This window comes from Streptomyces sp. NBC_00442 (genome assembly GCF_036014195.1).
GTDB lineage: Bacteria > Actinomycetota > Actinomycetes > Streptomycetales > Streptomycetaceae > Streptomyces.
Map to the genome: position 1 here is coordinate 6,411,807 of NZ_CP107918.1, position 16,965 is coordinate 6,428,771.

Genomic DNA, 16,965 nt, shown 5'->3' on the forward strand with positions numbered 1-16,965 from the left:
GGCGGGCTACTTCTTCACGGGCGCCGCGAGCAGCTTCCCGTTCACCAGGCCCCGTACGGTGTGGAACCCGGCCACCAGCCAGGCCGCCACCAGCAGCACGTACAGGGCCACCGCCAGCCAGTCGAAGGCGTGCAGCGCGGTGTGGCGGGCGAGGCCCTCCGCGCCGGTCACACAGGTGCCGACGGGGAAGGTGAAGGCCCACCAGGTCATCGCGAACCCCATGCCGCGCCGGGCCGCGCGCACCGCCATCGCCACCGCGAGCGCGAGCCACATCAGGGCGAAGCCCATCACCGGCACGCCGTAGAGGACGGCGAAGGCGGCCATGCCGTGCGCGTACGTGGCCTCGATGGAGCCGCCGGCGACATCGGCCAGCTTGTTCACGGCGGTCGTCGACTGGCCGAGCGGGCCGAGGACCAGGAACAGGGTGGGGGTGAGGAACAGGGGCAGCGCGCCCCGGTGGATCAGGCGCGAGAACACCACCGGCAGGATGACCAGGGTGGCGAGCAGGCTCATCCCGAACATCGCGTACGAGCCGAGCAGCATCGCCTCGCGGGCCTGGCCGGCCGGCAGGTGGGGAACGAGCAGCGGGCCCAGCGTCGCCGACACCATGGGCGCGACCACCGGCAGCAGCCAGACCGGGGAGGCGCTGCCCGGAGCCACGTCGTGCCGCACGACCATCAGATACGGCACGGCCACGGCGGCCGCGAGGCCGATCACCGTGCCCACCGCGTAGAGCACCCAAGCCAGCGGCACCGCCGCGCTCTCGCCGATCAGATCGGCGCCGACCGAGAGCGAGCCGATGCCGACGGCCAGGAACGCCATCGACAGACAGCCGTAGAAGGGCGCGACGGCCGGGTCGAGGAGGTGGGCGCGGGCCTGGTCGCGGTGGTGCAGCCAGTGCCCGGCACGGGCCACGAGCAGCACCGCGAGCAGGGCGAGGGAGAACGCCCAGATCAGCGGAAGGCCGGGGATGTGGAAGGGCAGTCCCGCGCCCGCGTTCGCGATGATGGCGGTGCCCATGACCGCGGCGTACCAGTTCGGCCCGAGATGGCGAAGGGCGGGGAGCCGGGCGGCGGCGAGGGGCCGGGTGCGGGGGCGCGGGGGCGCGATGGTGGCCATGCATCCAGCTTCGGCCCGACGGCCGGGCCCCGCCACGCCCGTCGCGGCTATGGACCCATAAGCTGGGTTTATGAGCACCGATGGTCCCGAGGACACCAGCCCGCTGGCCCACCGCGTGCCCGATCTGGGGGCGATGGAGCTGCTGCTCGCCGTCGCCCGGCACGGCAGCCTCGGGCGTGCGGCCCGCGACCTCGGCATCACCCAGCCCGCCGCGAGCAGCCGCGTGCGTTCCATGGAACGGCTGCTCGGTGTGGCGCTGGTCGACCGTTCCCCGCGCGGCTCCACGCTCACCGCCGAGGGCGTCCTCGTGACGGACTGGGCCCGGCGGGTGGTGGAGGCGGCCGAGGCGTTCGACGCGGGCGCGCAGGCGCTGCGCGGGCGCCGGGACTCGCGGCTGCGGGTCGCCGCGAGCATGACGATCGCCGAGTACCTGCTGCCGGGCTGGCTGATCGCGCTGCGCGCCGAGCGTCCCGGCACCGCGGTGTCCCTGACCGCGGGGAACTCGGCGGTGGTCGCGGAACGCCTCCTCGCCGACGAGGCCGACCTCGGCTTCGTCGAGGGCCTCGGCGCGCCGGTGGGCCTCGACTCCGCGGTCATCGGCCACGACCGGCTCGTGGTGGTGACCGCTCCCTCGCACCCGTGGGCCCGCAGGCGCCGTCCGCTGCCGCCCGCGGAACTGGCCGCCACGCCGCTCATCCTGCGCGAGCGCGGCTCGGGCACCCGGCAGGTCCTCGACGCGGCGCTCGCCGCGCACGGCGGCCTCGCCGAGCCCCTCATCGAACTCTCCTCCACCACCGCGGTGAAGGCGTCCGTGGTCAGCGGGGCGGGGCCGTCGGTCCTCAGCGAACTGGCCCTGGGGGAGGAGCTGGCCGCGCGCCGTCTCGTGGAGATCCCGGTCGAGGGGGTGCGGCTGCGTCGCGATCTGCGCGCGGTGTGGCGCCAGGGCCCCCTCCCCGCCGGCCCGGCCCGCGACCTCCTGACCCTGACCCACCGGGGCTCCGCCCCGGACCCCGTCCGCGCCTGAGCGTCGCTCGTCCTCGATCTCCCCCAAGGCCTCAAGGGCCAGGTGGGACCCCCATGACGGGCTGAGGATGCCGATGGCCGCCCGGCACCCGGTAGTTGGGGGCGCGGGGAACCGCGCGACCAGCCACGCACGGTCCGCACCCGAAGGCGGGGTTGGGGGCGCGGGGAACCGCGCGGGCGGCGGCACGCCCGACGGCCGCGGTTCCTGCGGGCTCGCCTCAGGCCCCGTTCGCCACCGGCAGGCACGCGGCCGCACGCACCAGGCCCTCGGCCACGCGCAGGTCCCGGCCCATCTCCGGGTGCCACTGGACGCCCAGCACCCACCCACCGCCGGGCAGCTCGGCCGCCTCGACCGTGCCGTCGTCAGCGTGGGCCGAGGCCACCAGGGACGGGGCGAGGCGGTCCACGCACTGGTGGTGGTAGGCCGGCACGGACGACGCCTCGGGCACGAGCGATGCGTACAGCGTGCCCGGCACCGGCTCGACCGTGTGCTCGCCGAACACCCCGCGCCCCCCGGTGTGCCCCTCCAGATGCTGGACCAGCGTGCCTCCGAGCGCGACGTTGAGGAGCTGGAGACCGCGGCAGATGCCGAGGAGCGGGGTGCCCGAGGTCAGCGCCGCGTCGATCAGGGCCAGTTCCCACGCGTCCCGGTCGCGGGCGGGTGGTCCGGTACGGGGCGACGGCTCAGCCCCGTACAGGACCGGCTCGACGTCCGCCCCGCCCGCGATGACCAGGCCGTCGAGGCGCGCCACCACCTCGGCCGCGGCCGCCGGGTCGTCGTCCGGCGGCAGCATCGCCGCGAGGCCGCCGGCCGCCCGGACGAGGCGGGGGTATCCGGCCGGCAGCAGGGCGGCGGGCAGCTCCCACACGCCCCACCGGGCGGACTCCAGATACGTACTGATGCCGATGAGCGGCTTGGACACGGCGGAGGTCTCCGTTCGAAGGGGAGTCAGTCCCGGGCGAGTTCGGCCTCGGCCGCGGCCAGGGCGGCGAACTCCTCCTCGGGCGCGTGGGCGACCAGTCGGTGGCGACTGTAGAAGGCGAAATAGGCCAGCGCGATCGCGTACACGCCCAGCGCGATGAACGCCGCGTCCTTGTCCACCAGGAAGGTGGCCACCAGGGCGAAGAGCGCGAGCACGAACGCGACGGAGGAGGTCAGGACCCCGCCGGGGGTGCGGTAGGGCCGCTCGATGCCCGGCTCGCGGCGGCGCAGGACCACGTGCGAGAGGGCCATCAAAGCGTACGAGATGGTGGCGCCGAACACCGCCACGTTCAGCATCCGCCCGCCGTTGCCGCTCCAGGCAGCCAGCGCGAAGCCGAGCGCGCCGGGGATCAGCAGGCCGAGGTAGGGCGACTTGCGGCGGCTGGTGAGGGACAGGAATCGGGGCAGATAACCCGCCCGGGACAGCGCGAAGAGCTGGCGCGAACCCGCGAAGATCAGCGAGAAGAACGACGCCACCAGGCCGGCCAGGCCGGCGTAGTTCACGAACCGGCTCAGGGCCGTCGGGCCGCCGTCGCCCTGGAGCGCCACCACCAGCGGGTTGCCCGCGTCCTTGATGGCGGCCGAGCCGTGCGCCCCGGTCGCGGCGAAGAAGGTCACCACGGCGAGCAGGACGAGGACCGACAGCGAGATGGCCAGCGCGCGGGGCATGGACCGCACCGGGTCCTTGGCCTCCTCGGCCGCGAGCGGCACCCCTTCGACGCCGAGGAAGAACCACATGCCGAAGGGGAACGCCGCCCAGATGCCGAGCACGCCGAACGGCAGCCATGAGGTGGAGCCGAGCGCCGAGGCGTCCACGGGGATGTCGTTGAGCCTGGAGGCATCGAAGTTGGTGAAGGCGCCGATGGCGAAGACCAGCAGGGCGGCCACGGCGATCGCGGTCACCACAAGGCTGAAGCGCAGTGCTTCGCCCACACCCCACAGGTGGATCCCGATGAAGATCGCGAAGCAGGCGAGGTAGACGGGCCAGCCGGAGGTCAGCCCGAAGAGGCCGAGCGATTCGACGTAGTCGCCGATGAAGAGCGAGATCGCGGCGGGCGCCAGGATGTACTCGATGAGGATCGCGGTGCCGGTCAGGAAGCCGCCCCAGGTGCCGAGCGCCCGGCGCGCGAAGCCGTAACCGCCGCCCGCGGTGGGCAGGATGGCGGAGAGTTCGGCGAGCGAGAAGACGAGGCAGGCGTACATGATGCCCATCAGGGCGGTGGCCGCGGCGAGACCTCCGAAGCCGCCCTTGGACAGGCCGATGTTCCAGCCGGAGAAGTCGCCCGACACCACGTAGGCGACGCCGAGCCCGGTGAGCAGCAGCCAGCCGGCGCTGCCGCGCCGCAGGGTGCGCCGGTGGAGATAGTCGTCCTCGGCGGAGGCGGGTGGTGCGGTGCGCAGGTCGGTGCCCTCGGCCATGAGCCGCTCCAGATGATCGTCAGGGAAGATCAGGTCAATGGTTCGGCTGCATACCTTTGCCGGAGGGCAGGGTGATGCGCAAGGGGTGTACGTAAAACCGCGGTTACGGAGCCGGCCGCCCCGGCTTCCCTGCCCCTCTGCCCCCCTCCCGCCCCGCTCAGGTCAGGAAGCCGCGCAGCAGCGCCGCCGTGCCCCCGCAGTGCTCCCGCATCACTTCGCGCGCCCCGTCCGCGTCGCCGTCGAGCACCGCCTCGACCAGCGCGGTGTGCTGGTGCTGGGAGTGCTCCAGGTTGCGGACCAGGAGCGGGATGCAGTCCAGGAGCTCGTTCACCGTGGCCCGCACCGCCGCGTACTGGGCGGTGAGGCTCGGTGATCCGGAGAGTTCGGAGAGCGTGAGGTGGAGCAGGGTGTCCTGGCGGCGGTAGTCGGAGAGCTCGGCGTCATGGGTCGCGGTGAGCGCGGCGCGCAGCCGCCCGGCGTCCTCGTCGGTCAGGCCGTGCGCGGCGCACAGCCCCGCGGCACCGACCTCCAGGACCTCCCGGAAGCGCAGGACGTCCTCGACGTCGACCGAGGCGATGCGCCGGCGCAGCTCGTCCTCGCCGCCCTCGGCGGGCCTGGCCAGGACGAAGGTGCCGCCGTACCTGCCGCGCCTGCTCTCCACGAGCCTCTGGTCCTGGAGGACCTTGAGCACCTCGCGCAGGGTGACCCGGCTGATGCCCATCCGATCGGCCAACTCCCTTTCGGACGGCAGCCGTTCACCCGGCGGAACCAGTCCGAGGCGCAGCAGCTGAAGCACCTGCTCCAGTGCTTCCTCGAACCCGTTCCCGGCCCGTACGGTCCGCAGTACGGGAACGAGCGCGTCCGGCGCCCGGCTCTCCGTGCGGTCCGTTGCCCGGTCCTCCACGCGGTCGCGTGTCCGGCCCTCCGTGCGGTCCGTCGAGTCGATCTTCTTCGCCACGTCGTGGATTCCTCTTCCCAATCAATGGTTCTACCCCATACCTTATGGCTCTCGGCTGACCCAAGGAGGAGCTTCCCGTGGCAGACCGCACACCCCCGCTCTCGATCGAGGAGCTGCGAGACCTCGTCACGAGCGGTGAGATCGACACTGTCGTCCTCGCCTTCCCCGATATGCAAGGGCGGCTGCAGGGCAAGCGCTTCGCGGCCGGCTTCTTCCTCGACGAGGTCCTGGCGCACGGCACCGAGGGCTGCAACTACCTGCTCGCCGTCGACACCGAGATGAACACGGTCGACGGTTACGCCATGTCGTCCTGGGAGCGCGGCTACGGCGACTTCGCCATGCGCGCCGACCCCGCCACGCTGCGCCGTGTCCCGTGGAACGACGGCACCGCGATGCTCATCGCCGACCTCGGCTGGAACGACGGCTCGCCCGTCGTCGCCGCCCCCCGCCAGATCCTGCGCCGCCAGCTGGAGCGCCTCGCCGAGCTCGGCTACACCGCCCAGGTCGGCACCGAACTCGAATTCATCGTGTTCAAGGACAGCTACGAGCAGGCCTGGGACGCCGGGTACAAGGGCCTCACCCCGGCCAACCAGTACAACATCGACTACTCGGTGCTCGGCACCGGCCGCATCGAGCCGCTCCTTCGCCGCATCCGCAACGAGATGCAGGCGGCGGGCCTGACCGTCGAGTCCGCCAAGGGCGAGTGCAATCCCGGCCAGCACGAGATCGTCTTCCGCTACGACGAGGCCCTGGTCACCTGCGACCAGCACGCCATCTACAAGACCGGCGCCAAGGAGATCGCGGCCCAGGAGGGCGTCTCGCTCACCTTCATGGCCAAGTACGACCAGCGCGAGGGCAACTCCTGTCACATCCACCTCTCGCTCACCGACGAGGAGGGCCGTAACGTGATGGCGGGCGACGGGGCCGAGCCCATGTCGCCCGTGATGCGTCACTTCCTGGCCGGACAGCTCGCCGCGCTGCGCGACTTCTCCCTCCTGTACGCGCCGAACATCAACTCCTACAAGCGGTTCCAGCCGGGCTCCTTCGCGCCCACCGCCGTCGCCTGGGGCCACGACAACCGCACCTGTGCGCTCCGGGTCGTCGGCCACGGCGCCGGAACCCGCTTCGAGAACCGCCTGCCTGGCGGCGACGTCAACCCGCACCTCGCCGTCGCCGGACTCGTCGCGGCCGGCCTGTACGGCATCGAGAACAAGCTGGAACTGCCGGACGCCTGCACCGGGAACGCCTACACCGGCGACTACGCCCACGTCCCGACCACCCTGCGCGAGGCCGCCGACCTGTGGGAGAACAGTCCCATCGCCAAGGCCGCGTTCGGGGACGAGGTCGTCGCGCACTACCGCAACATGGCGCGGGTCGAACTCGACGCGTTCGACGCCGCGGTGACCGACTGGGAGCTCCGCCGCTCCTTCGAACGCCTGTGAGGAACGAGTTGTCCACTGCGTACGAGCTTCAGGTGCTCAACCCGGCCACCGAGGACGTGATCGCGGTCGTCGCCGGCGCCACCGCCGCCGATGTGGACGCGGCCGTGGCGCGGGCCAGGACGGCCCAGCGCACGTGGGCCGCCGCGGCCCCCGCCGACCGCGCCCGTCTCCTGCGCCGCTTCGCGGCCGTGGTCGACCAACACATCGAAGAACTGGCCCAGTTGGAGGTCGACGAGGCCGGCCACACCATCGGCAACGCCCGCTGGGAGGCGGGCAACGTCCGTGATCTGCTCGACTTCGCCGCCGGGGGAGTGGAGCGCCTGAACGGCCGTCAGATCCCGGTCGCGGGCGGCCTCGACATCACCCTGCTCGAACCGCTCGGCGTCATCGGCGTCATCGCCCCCTGGAACTTCCCGATGCCCATCGCGGCCTGGGGCACCGCCCCCGCGCTCGCGGCCGGCAACGCGGTGATCCTCAAGCCCGCCGAGACGACCCCGCTCACCGCTCTGCGCCTGGCCGGCCTCGCCCTTGAGGCGGGGCTGCCCGAGGGTCTGTTCCAGGTGCTGCCCGGCGCGGGCACGGTGGCCGGCAACGCGCTCGTCGAGCACCCCGGCGTCGCGAAGATCGTCTTCACCGGGTCGACCCGCGTCGGCAAGCAGATCATGACCACGTGCGCCGACCGCGTGAAGCGGGTCACCCTCGAACTCGGCGGCAAGAGCCCCAACATCGTCTTCGCCGACGCCGACATCGAGGCCGCGGCCGCCGCCACCCCGATGTCCTTCCTCGACAACTCCGGCCAGGACTGCTGCGCCCGCACCCGCATCCTGGTCCAGCGCACCGCGTACGACCGCTTCATGGAACTGCTCGGCCCCGCGATCGAGGAGATCGTGGTCGGCGACCCGGCCGACGAGAAGACGCAGATGGGTCCGCTGATCTCGCGCGTCCAGCTGGACCGCGTCAGGTCCTACGTCCCCGACGGCGCGCCCGGCCTGCGCGGGAGCGCGCCCGACGGGCCCGGGTTCTGGTTCCCGCCGACCGTCCTGACCGGCCTCGACGCGGACGCGCCCGCCGCCGTCGAGGAGGTCTTCGGACCGGTCGCCGTCGTCCTGCCCTTCGAGGACGAGCAGGACGCGGTACGACTGGCCAACGCCACCGAGTACGGACTCTCCGGATCCATCTGGACCCGCGACGTCGGCCGCGCGCTGCGCGTCTCGCGGGCCGTGGCGGCCGGCAACCTTTCCGTCAACTCCCATTCCAGCGTGCGCTATTCGACCCCGTTCGGCGGCTACAAGCAGTCCGGCCTGGGCCGCGAGCTGGGCCCCGACGCCCTCACCGCTTTCACCGAGACCAAGAACGTCTTCATCAGCACGGAGGCCTGAGCACTCATGACCGACGACATCATCTGCCGCCGCCTGGTCGGCCGCACCGCCGTCATCACCGGAGCCGGCAGCGGCATCGGCCTCGCCACCGCCAGGCGGCTGGCCGCCGAGGGCGCCCACGTGGTGTGCGGCGACATCGACGAGAACGCCGGCAAGGCCGCCGCCGAAGCGGTCGGCGGCACGTTCGTCAAGGTCGACGTCACCGACCAGGAGCAGGTCGAGGCGCTGTTCAAGACGGCCTTCGACACCTATGGCAGCGTCGACATCGCGTTCAACAACGCGGGCATCTCGCCGCCCGACGACGACTCCATCCTCACCACCGGGCTCGACGCCTGGCGCCGCGTCCAGGAGGTCAACCTCACCTCCGTCTACCTGTGCTGCAAGGCCGCCCTGCCCTACATGCAGCGCCAGGGCCGCGGCTCCATCATCAACACCGCCTCGTTCGTGGCGATCATGGGCGCCGCGACCTCGCAGATCTCCTACACCGCCTCCAAGGGCGGCGTGCTCGCCATGTCCCGCGAGCTCGGTGTGCAGTTCGCCCGCGAGGGCATCCGCGTCAACGCGCTGTGCCCGGGGCCCGTCAACACCCCGCTGCTCCAGGAGCTGTTCGCCAAGGACCCCGAGCGCGCCGCGCGCCGTCTGGTGCACATCCCGGCGGGCCGGTTCGCGGAGGCCGACGAGATCGCCGCCGCGGTCGCCTTCCTCGCCAGCGACGACTCCTCGTTCATCAACGCCACCGACTTCCTGGTCGACGGTGGCATCTCCGGGGCATACGTCACCCCGCTCTAGACCCGCAACCCCCGCTGTTCACCCGGGGGTCACGCACCCGGCAGCCGGGCGTCGCTCGACGCCCGGCTGTGCTGTCTAACGTCCGCGATGATCGTCCCGACGAAGGAGTCCTCCAGCGTGTCCAAGTCCCCCGCCGTCCGCCGGCTTCCGGTCCTCGCCGCGGCGCTGTCCATGGCCGCCGCCGGGCTCGTCGCCGCCCAGCCCGCCCAGGCGCATCCGCACCCGGCCCGCTGCCCCCAACTGACCGTCTCCGACGGCTGGTTCGGCGACAACCAGGACCGGATACAGGATCTGATCGACACCTACGGCACATGCGGCGCGGGGGCGGGCCACGGCAAGAAGCCGGTCGCCGTCTTCGACTGGGACAACACCGTCGTCAAGAACGACGTGGGCGACGCCACCATGTACTGGCTGCTGCGCAACTCCAAGATCCAGCGCCCCGCACGCGGCGACTGGCACACCACCAGCCGCTATCTGACCGACGCGGCGGCGACATCCCTCGCCGCAGCCTGCCCGGCCGGCCGCTCCACGACGCTGCCGACCGCCACCGACACCGCCTGCGCGGACGAGATCCTCGCGGTCTACGGCGAGGGCGCCACCGGCAAGGGCGCCGCAGCCTTCGCCGGATTCGACCGCCGCACCATGGAACCCTCGTACGCCTGGCTCGCCCAGCTCCTGCACGGCTGGACCCCGGCCCAGGTCGAGGCCTTCGCGAGCGCGGCCCGCACCCAGAACCTCACGGCCCCCGCCGACGCCGTCCAGACCTTGGGCAGCAACACCAAGGCCACGGCCTGGGTGCGCTACTACGACCAGCAGCGCGATCTGATCCGTACGCTCCAGAGGGCGGGCTTCGACGTCTGGATCACCTCGGCCTCGCCCGAGCCCGTCGTCGACGTGTGGGCGCGCGGCGCGGGCGTGGCTCCCGACCACGCCATCGGCATCCGCTCCACCACCCAGCACGGCCGCATCACCTCACACCTGAAGGGCTGCGGCTCGGCCAGGGACGGCGACGACTCGGTGATCACCTACATCGACGGCAAGCGCTGCTGGATCAACCAGGAGGTCTTCGGCGTACGGGGCGCCGCGGCCGAAAAGGTGCAGCCGGTCAGGAACCGCCAGGTGTTCGCGGCCGGCGACTCCGACACCGACGTGTCCTTCCTGCGGGACGCGACCGGGCTGCGTCTGGTCCTGAACCGCAACAAGAACGAGCTGATGTGCCGGGCGTACGACGACAGCGACGGCCGCTGGATCGTCAACCCCATGTTCATCGAGCCCAAGGGCCGGAAGGCCGCGCCCTACCCGTGCGCCACCACCGGCTACACCGAGCACGACGGAACGCCGGCCCCCGTGCGGCGCGCCGACGGCTCGGTCGTGCCCGACCAGTGGGACTCGGTGTACGGCGGCTGAACGCGGGTTCTAGGGTGTGCGCATGACCATGACGACCCCGCCCGGCTGGTATCCGGACCCGGGCGTGCCCGGCACCGAACGCTGGTGGGACGGCGCCGCCTGGACCGCCCACACCAGGGCGCCGGGCGGGCAGGTCTTCGGACCGCCGCAGCCCGCCGCCGTGGTCGTCGTGCCGCCCGCCCGGCGGCGCGGCCGGACGGCGGCGATCGCCGCGTCGGCCGCGCTCCTGGTGGCCGCGGTCGTCGGCGGGGCCGTCCTCATCGGCACGGGCGACGAGCCGCACCCCGCGAGCGCGAGCAAGAGCGCCACGACGCCCGTCGTCGTCAACTCGCCCTCCAGCGGGCCGAGTTCATCGCCCTCCGGCGATCCGGACACGCTCGTCGACCAGCTCAACGGCATCACTCTGCCGATCCCGGACGGCTGGGAGAAGACCGACGACGCGGTGACCGGACTCGTGACCATGACGACCAAGGGCACCTACGACTGCCCCGGCGACTCCGGGTTCTGCCACCACGGCCGGGTCACCACCTCCACCGCCACCACGACCGACCTCAGGACCCCCGAGGCCGTGGCCAAGAACGACATCACCGACGCCGCCGACGACGCCTACGACCACGACCCGGTCGGCTCCCGCCCCTACGACGGGATCACCGCGCACCACGAGGTGACGTCCGGCTCCGTCGTGGTCGACGGGCGCACCGGCTACTTCGTGCGCTGGCAGGTCGAGACCGGCGCGGGGCCCGGCGGCTACGTCGAGTCGCTCGCCTTCCCCTCGACGGTGGGCAGCCAGGCCATGGTCATCGCCCGGTTCGCCTTCGACGCGGGCGCGGACGGCCCGCCGCTCGCCCTCATGGACACCATCACCCGGGGTGTCGCGCCCATCGGCGGCGGCGGTGCACAGAACGGCGGCGCCGGCACCAGCCTGGCGCCACCGTCGCTCTGACCGCGCCGCGCCGTACCGTGCCGCGTGCGGTCCCGCGTCCCTCCGGCGCTGTACGGGCCGGTCCGGCCCCGTCCGGCCTAAAGGAACGTGCGGCCCTCGCCCCGGTACGTCGGCACGGTCGCCGTCACCCGGTCGCCCTCGATCAGCCGCAACTCATCGAAACGCTCACACAGTTCGCCCGCCTTGGCGTGCCGGAACCACACCTTGTCGCCGATCAGGAGATCGTCCGCGGCGGAGCCGAGCAGCGGCGTCTGCACCTCGCCCGCGCCTTCCTGCGGGTCGTACCGCAGCCCCTCCGGCAAGTACGGCACCGGCAGCCGGTCCGCGCCGGGTGCTCCCGAGGCCGGGTAGCCGCCGCCGAGCACGGTCACGACACCGACACCCGGCCGGCGCACCACCGGCTGGGCGAACAGCGCCGCCGGACGCCCGCTGAACGAGGTGTAGTTGTCGAAAAGCCGCGGCACATAGAGCCCCGAGCCCGCCGCGATCTCGGTCACCGCGGCCTCGGCCGCCGTGTGCTGCACACTGCCGGTTCCACCGCCGTTGACGAACTCCAGGTCCGGCGCGACGGCCCGGACCGCACGCACCACTTCGGCACGCCGCGCCGCCAGCTCCCTGCGGGCCGCGCCCTGCATCAGGCGGATCGCGCGCGAGCGCACGGGACGGCCGGCCACCGCGTCCCCGACCCCGGCCACATGACCCTCGTACGCCATGAGACCCACCAGGCGGAACCCGGGACGCCGGGCCACCGCGCGGGCGAGCTCGGCCAGTTGGGCGGGGGTGCGCAGCGGGGAGCGGCGGGCGCCGACCCGTACCCGGCCCCCGAACAGCTGGAGCGAGGTGTCCAGTTCCAGACAGACCCGCACCTCCTCGCCGTCGCCCTCGCGGGCCCGGTCGACGAGATCCAGCTGCGCCGGGTCGTCGATCATCACGGTGACGGCCCCGGCGAGCTTGGGGTCCGACGTCAGCTCCGCGAACGAGGCCCGGTCCGCGGACGGATAGGCGAGCAGCACGTCCTCGAAGCCGGCCCGCGCCAGCCACACCGACTCGGCCAGCGTGAACGACATGAGGCCCGCGAAGCCGGGCCGGGCGAGCACCCGCTCAAGGAGCGCGCGGCACCGGACCGACTTGCTGGCGACCCGGATCGGTTTGCCGGCCGCCCGGCGGACCAGATCGTCCGCGTTGGCGTCGAACGCCTCCAGATCGACGATCGCCACAGGCGCATCGAGGTGAGCGGTCGCCCGGTCGTACCGGGCGCGGTCAGCGGCGCGGGGAGTCATGACGGAAGCCTGCCAGAACCGGTTACCACAAGGTAGGGGTTCGGCCGGTGCGGATGCCGCGGCGGCGGACCGGCACACCGTCCGCGCGACGACCGGCACACGGACCGGTCTGCACCCGCACAGGATCAGCCCGTAGAGTGACGCCCGAGCACAAGAGGGCGGGACCGAACGGCAAGAGGGGCATGAGGGGGGCCGATGACCACCGACGCACGGCCCCCGCACAGCGCCCCCCAACTGCCGCCCGCCGCACCGGAATCCGACCCGTCCGACCCGGCCGGCCCCCCGCCGTCGGACCCGGCGGTGCCCGCGCCCGCACGGGCCGCCGACCGGCTGCGTACCGCGCTCGACCTGATGGACCCGGGCCCGGTCCTGCCGGACACTCCGCACATCCCGGACCTCCCGTACGTCCCGTTTGCGCCGGGCGCTGCGGATACCCCGGGCGCTCCGGGCACCCAGAACACCTCGCGCGTCCAGAACACCTCGGGCACCACCGGCATCCCGAACGCCCCCATACCGTCCACGGCTTCGGCGCCGCGCCCGCCCTCGATACCCCCGCAGCCGGCCGCGCCGCCGCGGCCCCTGCTCCCGCCGGAACCGCTGTCCGACGAGCCGGGCCCGCTGCGGCCGGTGCCCGCGCGGCGCCCCGGGCGGGTGGCCGCGGCCGCGATCTGCGTGGTGCTCGGCGTCGGGCTCATCGGCGGCGCGGCCGCGGGCACCTGGCTGGACGACGACTCCGAAGGGCCCGCAGCCCCCAGCAACTACACGGCCGCCCGCGACCTGTGGCACAGCGTGCCCGTCGACACCCTCTTCCCGCGCACCATCCGCGGCACCGGCGCGGGACCGGGCGGCGCCGACCGCCAGTGGACCCGCATCGGGGTCGCCCCGGACGGCGACTGCGCCGGCGCGCTCGACGCCCTCCTCCTCAAGGTCATCACCCCGGTCGGCTGCGTCCGCATGCTGCGCGCCACCTACACCGACGCGACGGCCAGCAGCGTGACCACCGTCGGCCTGGTCTTCACCCGCGCCGACCCCGCCGCCATGACCGCCCTGGCGAACCGGTTCACCACCGAAAAGCTCGGCGACCGCACCGATCTGCTGCCGCGCCCCTACGCCGTCAAGGGCACCGAGGCCGCCGCGTTCGGCGACAAGCAGCGCGCGAGCTGGACGGTACGGGTCCTCACCGACGCCCCGGTGCTCGTCACCGCCGTCTCCGGCTTCGCCGACGGCCGCGCGGTGGCCACACCGCAGGCCGCCGAACAGGCCACGGCGAACGGCGCGAGCGGCCTCGCGGCCGAGGCGGGCCTGGGCCACGACGCCAAGGGCATCGCCGACAACGTGGAACGCGGCCTGCGCAAGAGGGTCGCCGCCGGCCCGGAGCACACACCATGAACGAACCCATGGACGGGGCCTCCATGTGCGGGCCCGCTACGGAGGGCACGCCTGCGTGCGGGGCACCCGTGGTCCCGCCGCCCATGATCCGGCTGCTCCCCGCGCCGGGCGCCCGCCTGCGCCGCGTCGGCGCGCTCGGGGCCGTCGCCGCGCTCGGCCTGGTGCTCTGCGCGGGTCCGGCGCACGCCGACGGGATCCGCGACCGGCAGTGGGAGCTGGGCGCCATGCACACCCAGCAGGCGTGGCGTACGTCCCAGGGCCAGGGCATCACGGTGGCGGTCCTGGACACCGGCGTCGACGGCAGCCACCCCGACCTCGCGGGACAGGTCCTGCCGGGCAACGACCTCATCGGCTTCGGGGCCGGGCAGGGCAGCCGAGACTGGGCCCGGCACGGCACCGCCATGGCGGGCATCATCGCGGGCCACGGCCACGGCGAGGGAGACCGGGCGGGCGTGCTCGGCATCGCGCCGGAGGCCAAGATCCTCCCGGTCCGGGTCATCCTGGAGTCGACCGACCCGGCCCGCAAAGAGGCCCGCGAGACCAAGGGCGGCGCGCTCGCCGACGGCATCCGCTGGGCCGCCGACAACGGCGCCGACGTCATCAACCTCTCGCTCGGCGACGACAGCGCCTCCGCGCACCCCGAACCCGCCGAGGACGCCGCGATCCAGTACGCGCTCGGCAAGGGCGCCGTCGTCGTGGCCTCCGCGGGCAACGGCGGCGACCAGGGCGACCACATCTCCTACCCGGCCGCCTACCCCGGCGTGATCGCGGTGGCCGCCGTCGACAGGAACGGCACCCATGCCTCCTTCTCCACCCGACGCTGGTACGCCACCGTCAGCGCGCCCGGCGTGGACGTCGTCATAGCGGACCCGGACCGCAAGTACTACGAGGGCTGGGGCACCAGCGCCGCCTCCGCGTTCGTCTCCGGCGCCGTCGCCCTCGTACGCTCCGCGGATCCCGGCCTCAGCCCGGCGCAGATCAAGAAGCTCCTGGAGGACACCGCCCGGAGCGCCCCCGACGGCGGCCGGGACGACGCCCGTGGCTACGGCATGATCGACCCGGCCGCCGCGCTCACCGCCGCCGCCGCGCTGAAGCCGGCCGGGGTACACCCGGAGTCCGCCGCGCACGGCACGACGTACTTCGGCGGCGGGCCGGACGCTCCGGCCGCGCCCGACGACCCCTCGAACTGGCTGGCCCCGCTCTCCGCGGGCGGCGGCGTCCTGCTGCTCGTGACCGGTGTGGCGCTGTGGCGCTCCACCCGGGTCAAGACGCCGCGCGAGTGGCTGTGAGTCCGGCGCGGACGCCGTGACGGGCCGGCCGCCCCGCCCGGTTAGTCTCGTGACGTGGCGCTCAAGAACATTCCGGATTCCGGCTTCTCCGACGACGACGGCACTGCCGCCCCCGAACTGACCGAGGCGCTGGCCGCCTGGGCCGAGGACAGATCTGCCGAGCCGCGGGTGCTCGCCGCCCTGCGCACGGCACGGCTGCTCGTGCCGGTCGTCGCCATGCTCGGCGAGAGCGAGATCGACGAGAACGGCCTCAAGCGCGAGAAGACCAGCGACATGGCGGTGCCCACCCTGAAGGCGGGCGGGCGCACGGCGCTGCCCGCGTTCACCTCGATCGAGTCGCTCGCCCTGTGGGACCCGGCGGCCCGGCCGGTCGCCGTCCCGCTGCACCAGGCGCTCGCGGCGGCCGTGCACGAGAAGGCGGACACCGTGGTCATCGACCTGGCGGGGCCGGTCGCCTACGAGCTCAAGGGCGCCGCCCTGCTCGCCCTCGCGGAGGGCCGCAGCAGCACGGACCCGCTCCAGGACCCCGCGGTGCTCGGCGCGGTGCGTGCGGCGGTGGCCGCGGTTCCCTCGGTGCTGCGCGCCCATCTCGGCCCCGGCAGTGCGGACGGCACGCTCGCCCTGGTCGTCGCCGACGGCGCGGTCCCCGCCGACGCGGGCCGCGCGGTCGCCGAGCTGATCGCCGCCGACGAGACGCTGCGGGCCCGGCTCGTGCGCGGCCTCGACCTGGCCCTGCTGCCGTCCGTGGCCCCACAGCCGAACGAGCCGCTCTTCACCCGCTGAGGGGGAGGAGCGGCTCGTCCTGTTCGTACGGAAGGCGCGAAGGGGCTCAGCCGAAGACGGCGCCCGTGTACTTCTCGCCCGGACCCTGGCCCGGCGCGTCCGGCACGATCGACGCCTCGCGGAACGCCAGCTGGAGCGACTTGAGGCCGTCGCGCAGCGGGGCGGCGTGGAAGGACGAGATCTCGGTGGCCCCGGCGTCGAGCAGTCCGGCCAGGGCGTGCACCAGCTTGCGGGCCTCGTCGAGGTCCTTGTGCTCGTCGCCCTCCTCGGTCAGGCCGAGCTTCACGGCGGCGGCGCTCATCAGGTTCACGGCGACCGTCACGATCACCTCGACCGCCGGAACCTCCGCGATGTCGCGGGCCATGGTGTCGAAGTCGGCTGTGTCTTGGGGGGGCGTCTCACTCATGCCCACACGATATGCGGTGTGCGGAGCCGCCTCCCGCCACGCGTCCGATTGGCCCCTCCGTGCGGTTGCTGCTAACCTTGTGTAACGACCGGCCGGGCACGTGTGCCCGGCCCACAAGTGGAGGCTCCGATCTCCCACCCGACCACCCTCAGGGGAGGCGGGTCATCCGGTCAGGTGGCCCCCATCGTTCCGTACGGACGATGGAGCCGCCCGATGTGCGCCCCGCGGTGGACCCGCGGCGTGTGTTCCGGTTTCTTTGGAGCCCCGCCTGTGTCCGTCCCGGGGCATTTTTTGTGCCTCGTGGTGGTTGGTCACGTCACTAGAGACATACGCGGCTGTCTGCCAGACAGTCGTGTG

Annotated in this window: 15 protein-coding genes; 9 read left to right on the forward strand and 6 right to left on the reverse strand. The window is 73.3% G+C overall.

Annotated features, from left to right (window positions below):
- Positions 1–6: 6 nt before the first annotated feature.
- Positions 7–1,119 (reverse strand): TDT family transporter, encoded by a 1,113-nt coding sequence (locus tag OG432_RS28735; RefSeq protein WP_328313859.1) that lies wholly within the window; start codon positions 1,117–1,119, stop codon positions 7–9.
- Positions 1,120–1,189: 70 nt separating this feature from the next.
- Here OG432_RS28735 and OG432_RS28740 point away from each other — a divergent pair, with 70 nt between their 5' ends.
- On the forward strand, positions 1,190–2,143 hold the full coding sequence (locus OG432_RS28740) for a LysR family transcriptional regulator (RefSeq protein WP_328313860.1): 954 nt from the start codon (positions 1,190–1,192) through the stop codon (positions 2,141–2,143).
- Between the two features lie 217 nt (positions 2,144–2,360).
- On the opposite strand, the gene OG432_RS28745 is transcribed toward OG432_RS28740, so the two are convergent.
- From OG432_RS28745 to OG432_RS28755, 3 genes are all read right to left on the reverse strand, one after another.
- A complete protein-coding gene (locus OG432_RS28745; protein ID WP_328313861.1) occupies positions 2,361–3,065 on the reverse strand; it encodes a gamma-glutamyl-gamma-aminobutyrate hydrolase family protein in 705 nt (234 codons plus the stop codon).
- A gap of 26 nt (positions 3,066–3,091) precedes the next feature.
- Entirely contained in the window at positions 3,092–4,543 is a 1,452-nt protein-coding gene (gene eat / locus OG432_RS28750; protein ID WP_328313862.1) for an ethanolamine permease, read from the reverse strand.
- Positions 4,544–4,700: 157 nt separating this feature from the next.
- The gene (locus tag OG432_RS28755) at positions 4,701–5,447 is read right to left on the reverse strand and encodes a FadR/GntR family transcriptional regulator (RefSeq protein WP_328315284.1); all 747 of its coding nucleotides are present in this window, start codon (positions 5,445–5,447) and stop codon (positions 4,701–4,703) included.
- A 131-nt stretch (positions 5,448–5,578) separates the two neighbouring features.
- Between OG432_RS28755 and OG432_RS28760 the strand changes: the two genes are divergently transcribed.
- The 5 genes from OG432_RS28760 (at position 5,579) to OG432_RS28780 (ending at position 11,461) form a co-directional block, all read left to right on the forward strand.
- Positions 5,579–6,943 carry a glutamine synthetase family protein gene (locus OG432_RS28760; protein ID WP_328313863.1) on the forward strand — a complete coding sequence of 455 codons (1,365 nt, stop codon included), beginning with the start codon at positions 5,579–5,581 and terminating at the stop codon, positions 6,941–6,943.
- A gap of 8 nt (positions 6,944–6,951) precedes the next feature.
- Entirely contained in the window at positions 6,952–8,322 is a 1,371-nt protein-coding gene (locus OG432_RS28765) for an aldehyde dehydrogenase family protein (RefSeq protein ID WP_328313864.1), read from the forward strand.
- Positions 8,323–8,328: 6 nt separating this feature from the next.
- Positions 8,329–9,111, forward strand: a complete 783-nt coding sequence (locus OG432_RS28770) for a 3-oxoacyl-ACP reductase (protein WP_328313865.1) — start codon at positions 8,329–8,331, stop codon at positions 9,109–9,111.
- A gap of 87 nt (positions 9,112–9,198) precedes the next feature.
- A complete protein-coding gene (locus OG432_RS28775) occupies positions 9,199–10,518 on the forward strand; it encodes an HAD family hydrolase (protein WP_443058478.1) in 1,320 nt (439 codons plus the stop codon).
- A 22-nt stretch (positions 10,519–10,540) separates the two neighbouring features.
- Entirely contained in the window at positions 10,541–11,461 is a 921-nt protein-coding gene (locus tag OG432_RS28780; RefSeq protein WP_328313866.1) for a DUF2510 domain-containing protein, read from the forward strand.
- A 77-nt stretch (positions 11,462–11,538) separates the two neighbouring features.
- On the opposite strand, the gene OG432_RS28785 is transcribed toward OG432_RS28780, so the two are convergent.
- Complete coding sequence (locus OG432_RS28785) at positions 11,539–12,741, reverse strand: amino acid deaminase/aldolase (RefSeq protein WP_328313867.1); 1,203 nt, start codon at positions 12,739–12,741, stop codon at positions 11,539–11,541.
- Positions 12,742–12,936: 195 nt separating this feature from the next.
- On the opposite strand from OG432_RS28785, the gene OG432_RS34980 reads away from it, so the two are divergent.
- The 3 genes from OG432_RS34980 to OG432_RS28800 all read left to right on the forward strand — a co-directional run bounded on the left by OG432_RS34980 (position 12,937) and on the right by OG432_RS28800 (position 16,202).
- Entirely contained in the window at positions 12,937–14,130 is a 1,194-nt protein-coding gene (locus tag OG432_RS34980; protein WP_443058479.1) for a hypothetical protein, read from the forward strand.
- A gap of 83 nt (positions 14,131–14,213) precedes the next feature.
- Positions 14,214–15,419 carry a type VII secretion-associated serine protease mycosin gene (gene mycP, locus OG432_RS28795; RefSeq protein WP_328315287.1) on the forward strand — a complete coding sequence of 402 codons (1,206 nt, stop codon included), beginning with the start codon at positions 14,214–14,216 and terminating at the stop codon, positions 15,417–15,419.
- Between the two features lie 54 nt (positions 15,420–15,473).
- On the forward strand, positions 15,474–16,202 hold the full coding sequence (locus tag OG432_RS28800; protein WP_328313868.1) for an SseB family protein: 729 nt from the start codon (positions 15,474–15,476) through the stop codon (positions 16,200–16,202).
- Positions 16,203–16,248: 46 nt separating this feature from the next.
- On the opposite strand, the gene OG432_RS28805 is transcribed toward OG432_RS28800, so the two are convergent.
- Positions 16,249–16,608 carry a DUF1844 domain-containing protein gene (locus tag OG432_RS28805; protein ID WP_328313869.1) on the reverse strand — a complete coding sequence of 120 codons (360 nt, stop codon included), beginning with the start codon at positions 16,606–16,608 and terminating at the stop codon, positions 16,249–16,251.
- Between the last annotated feature and the right edge of the window lie 357 nt (positions 16,609–16,965).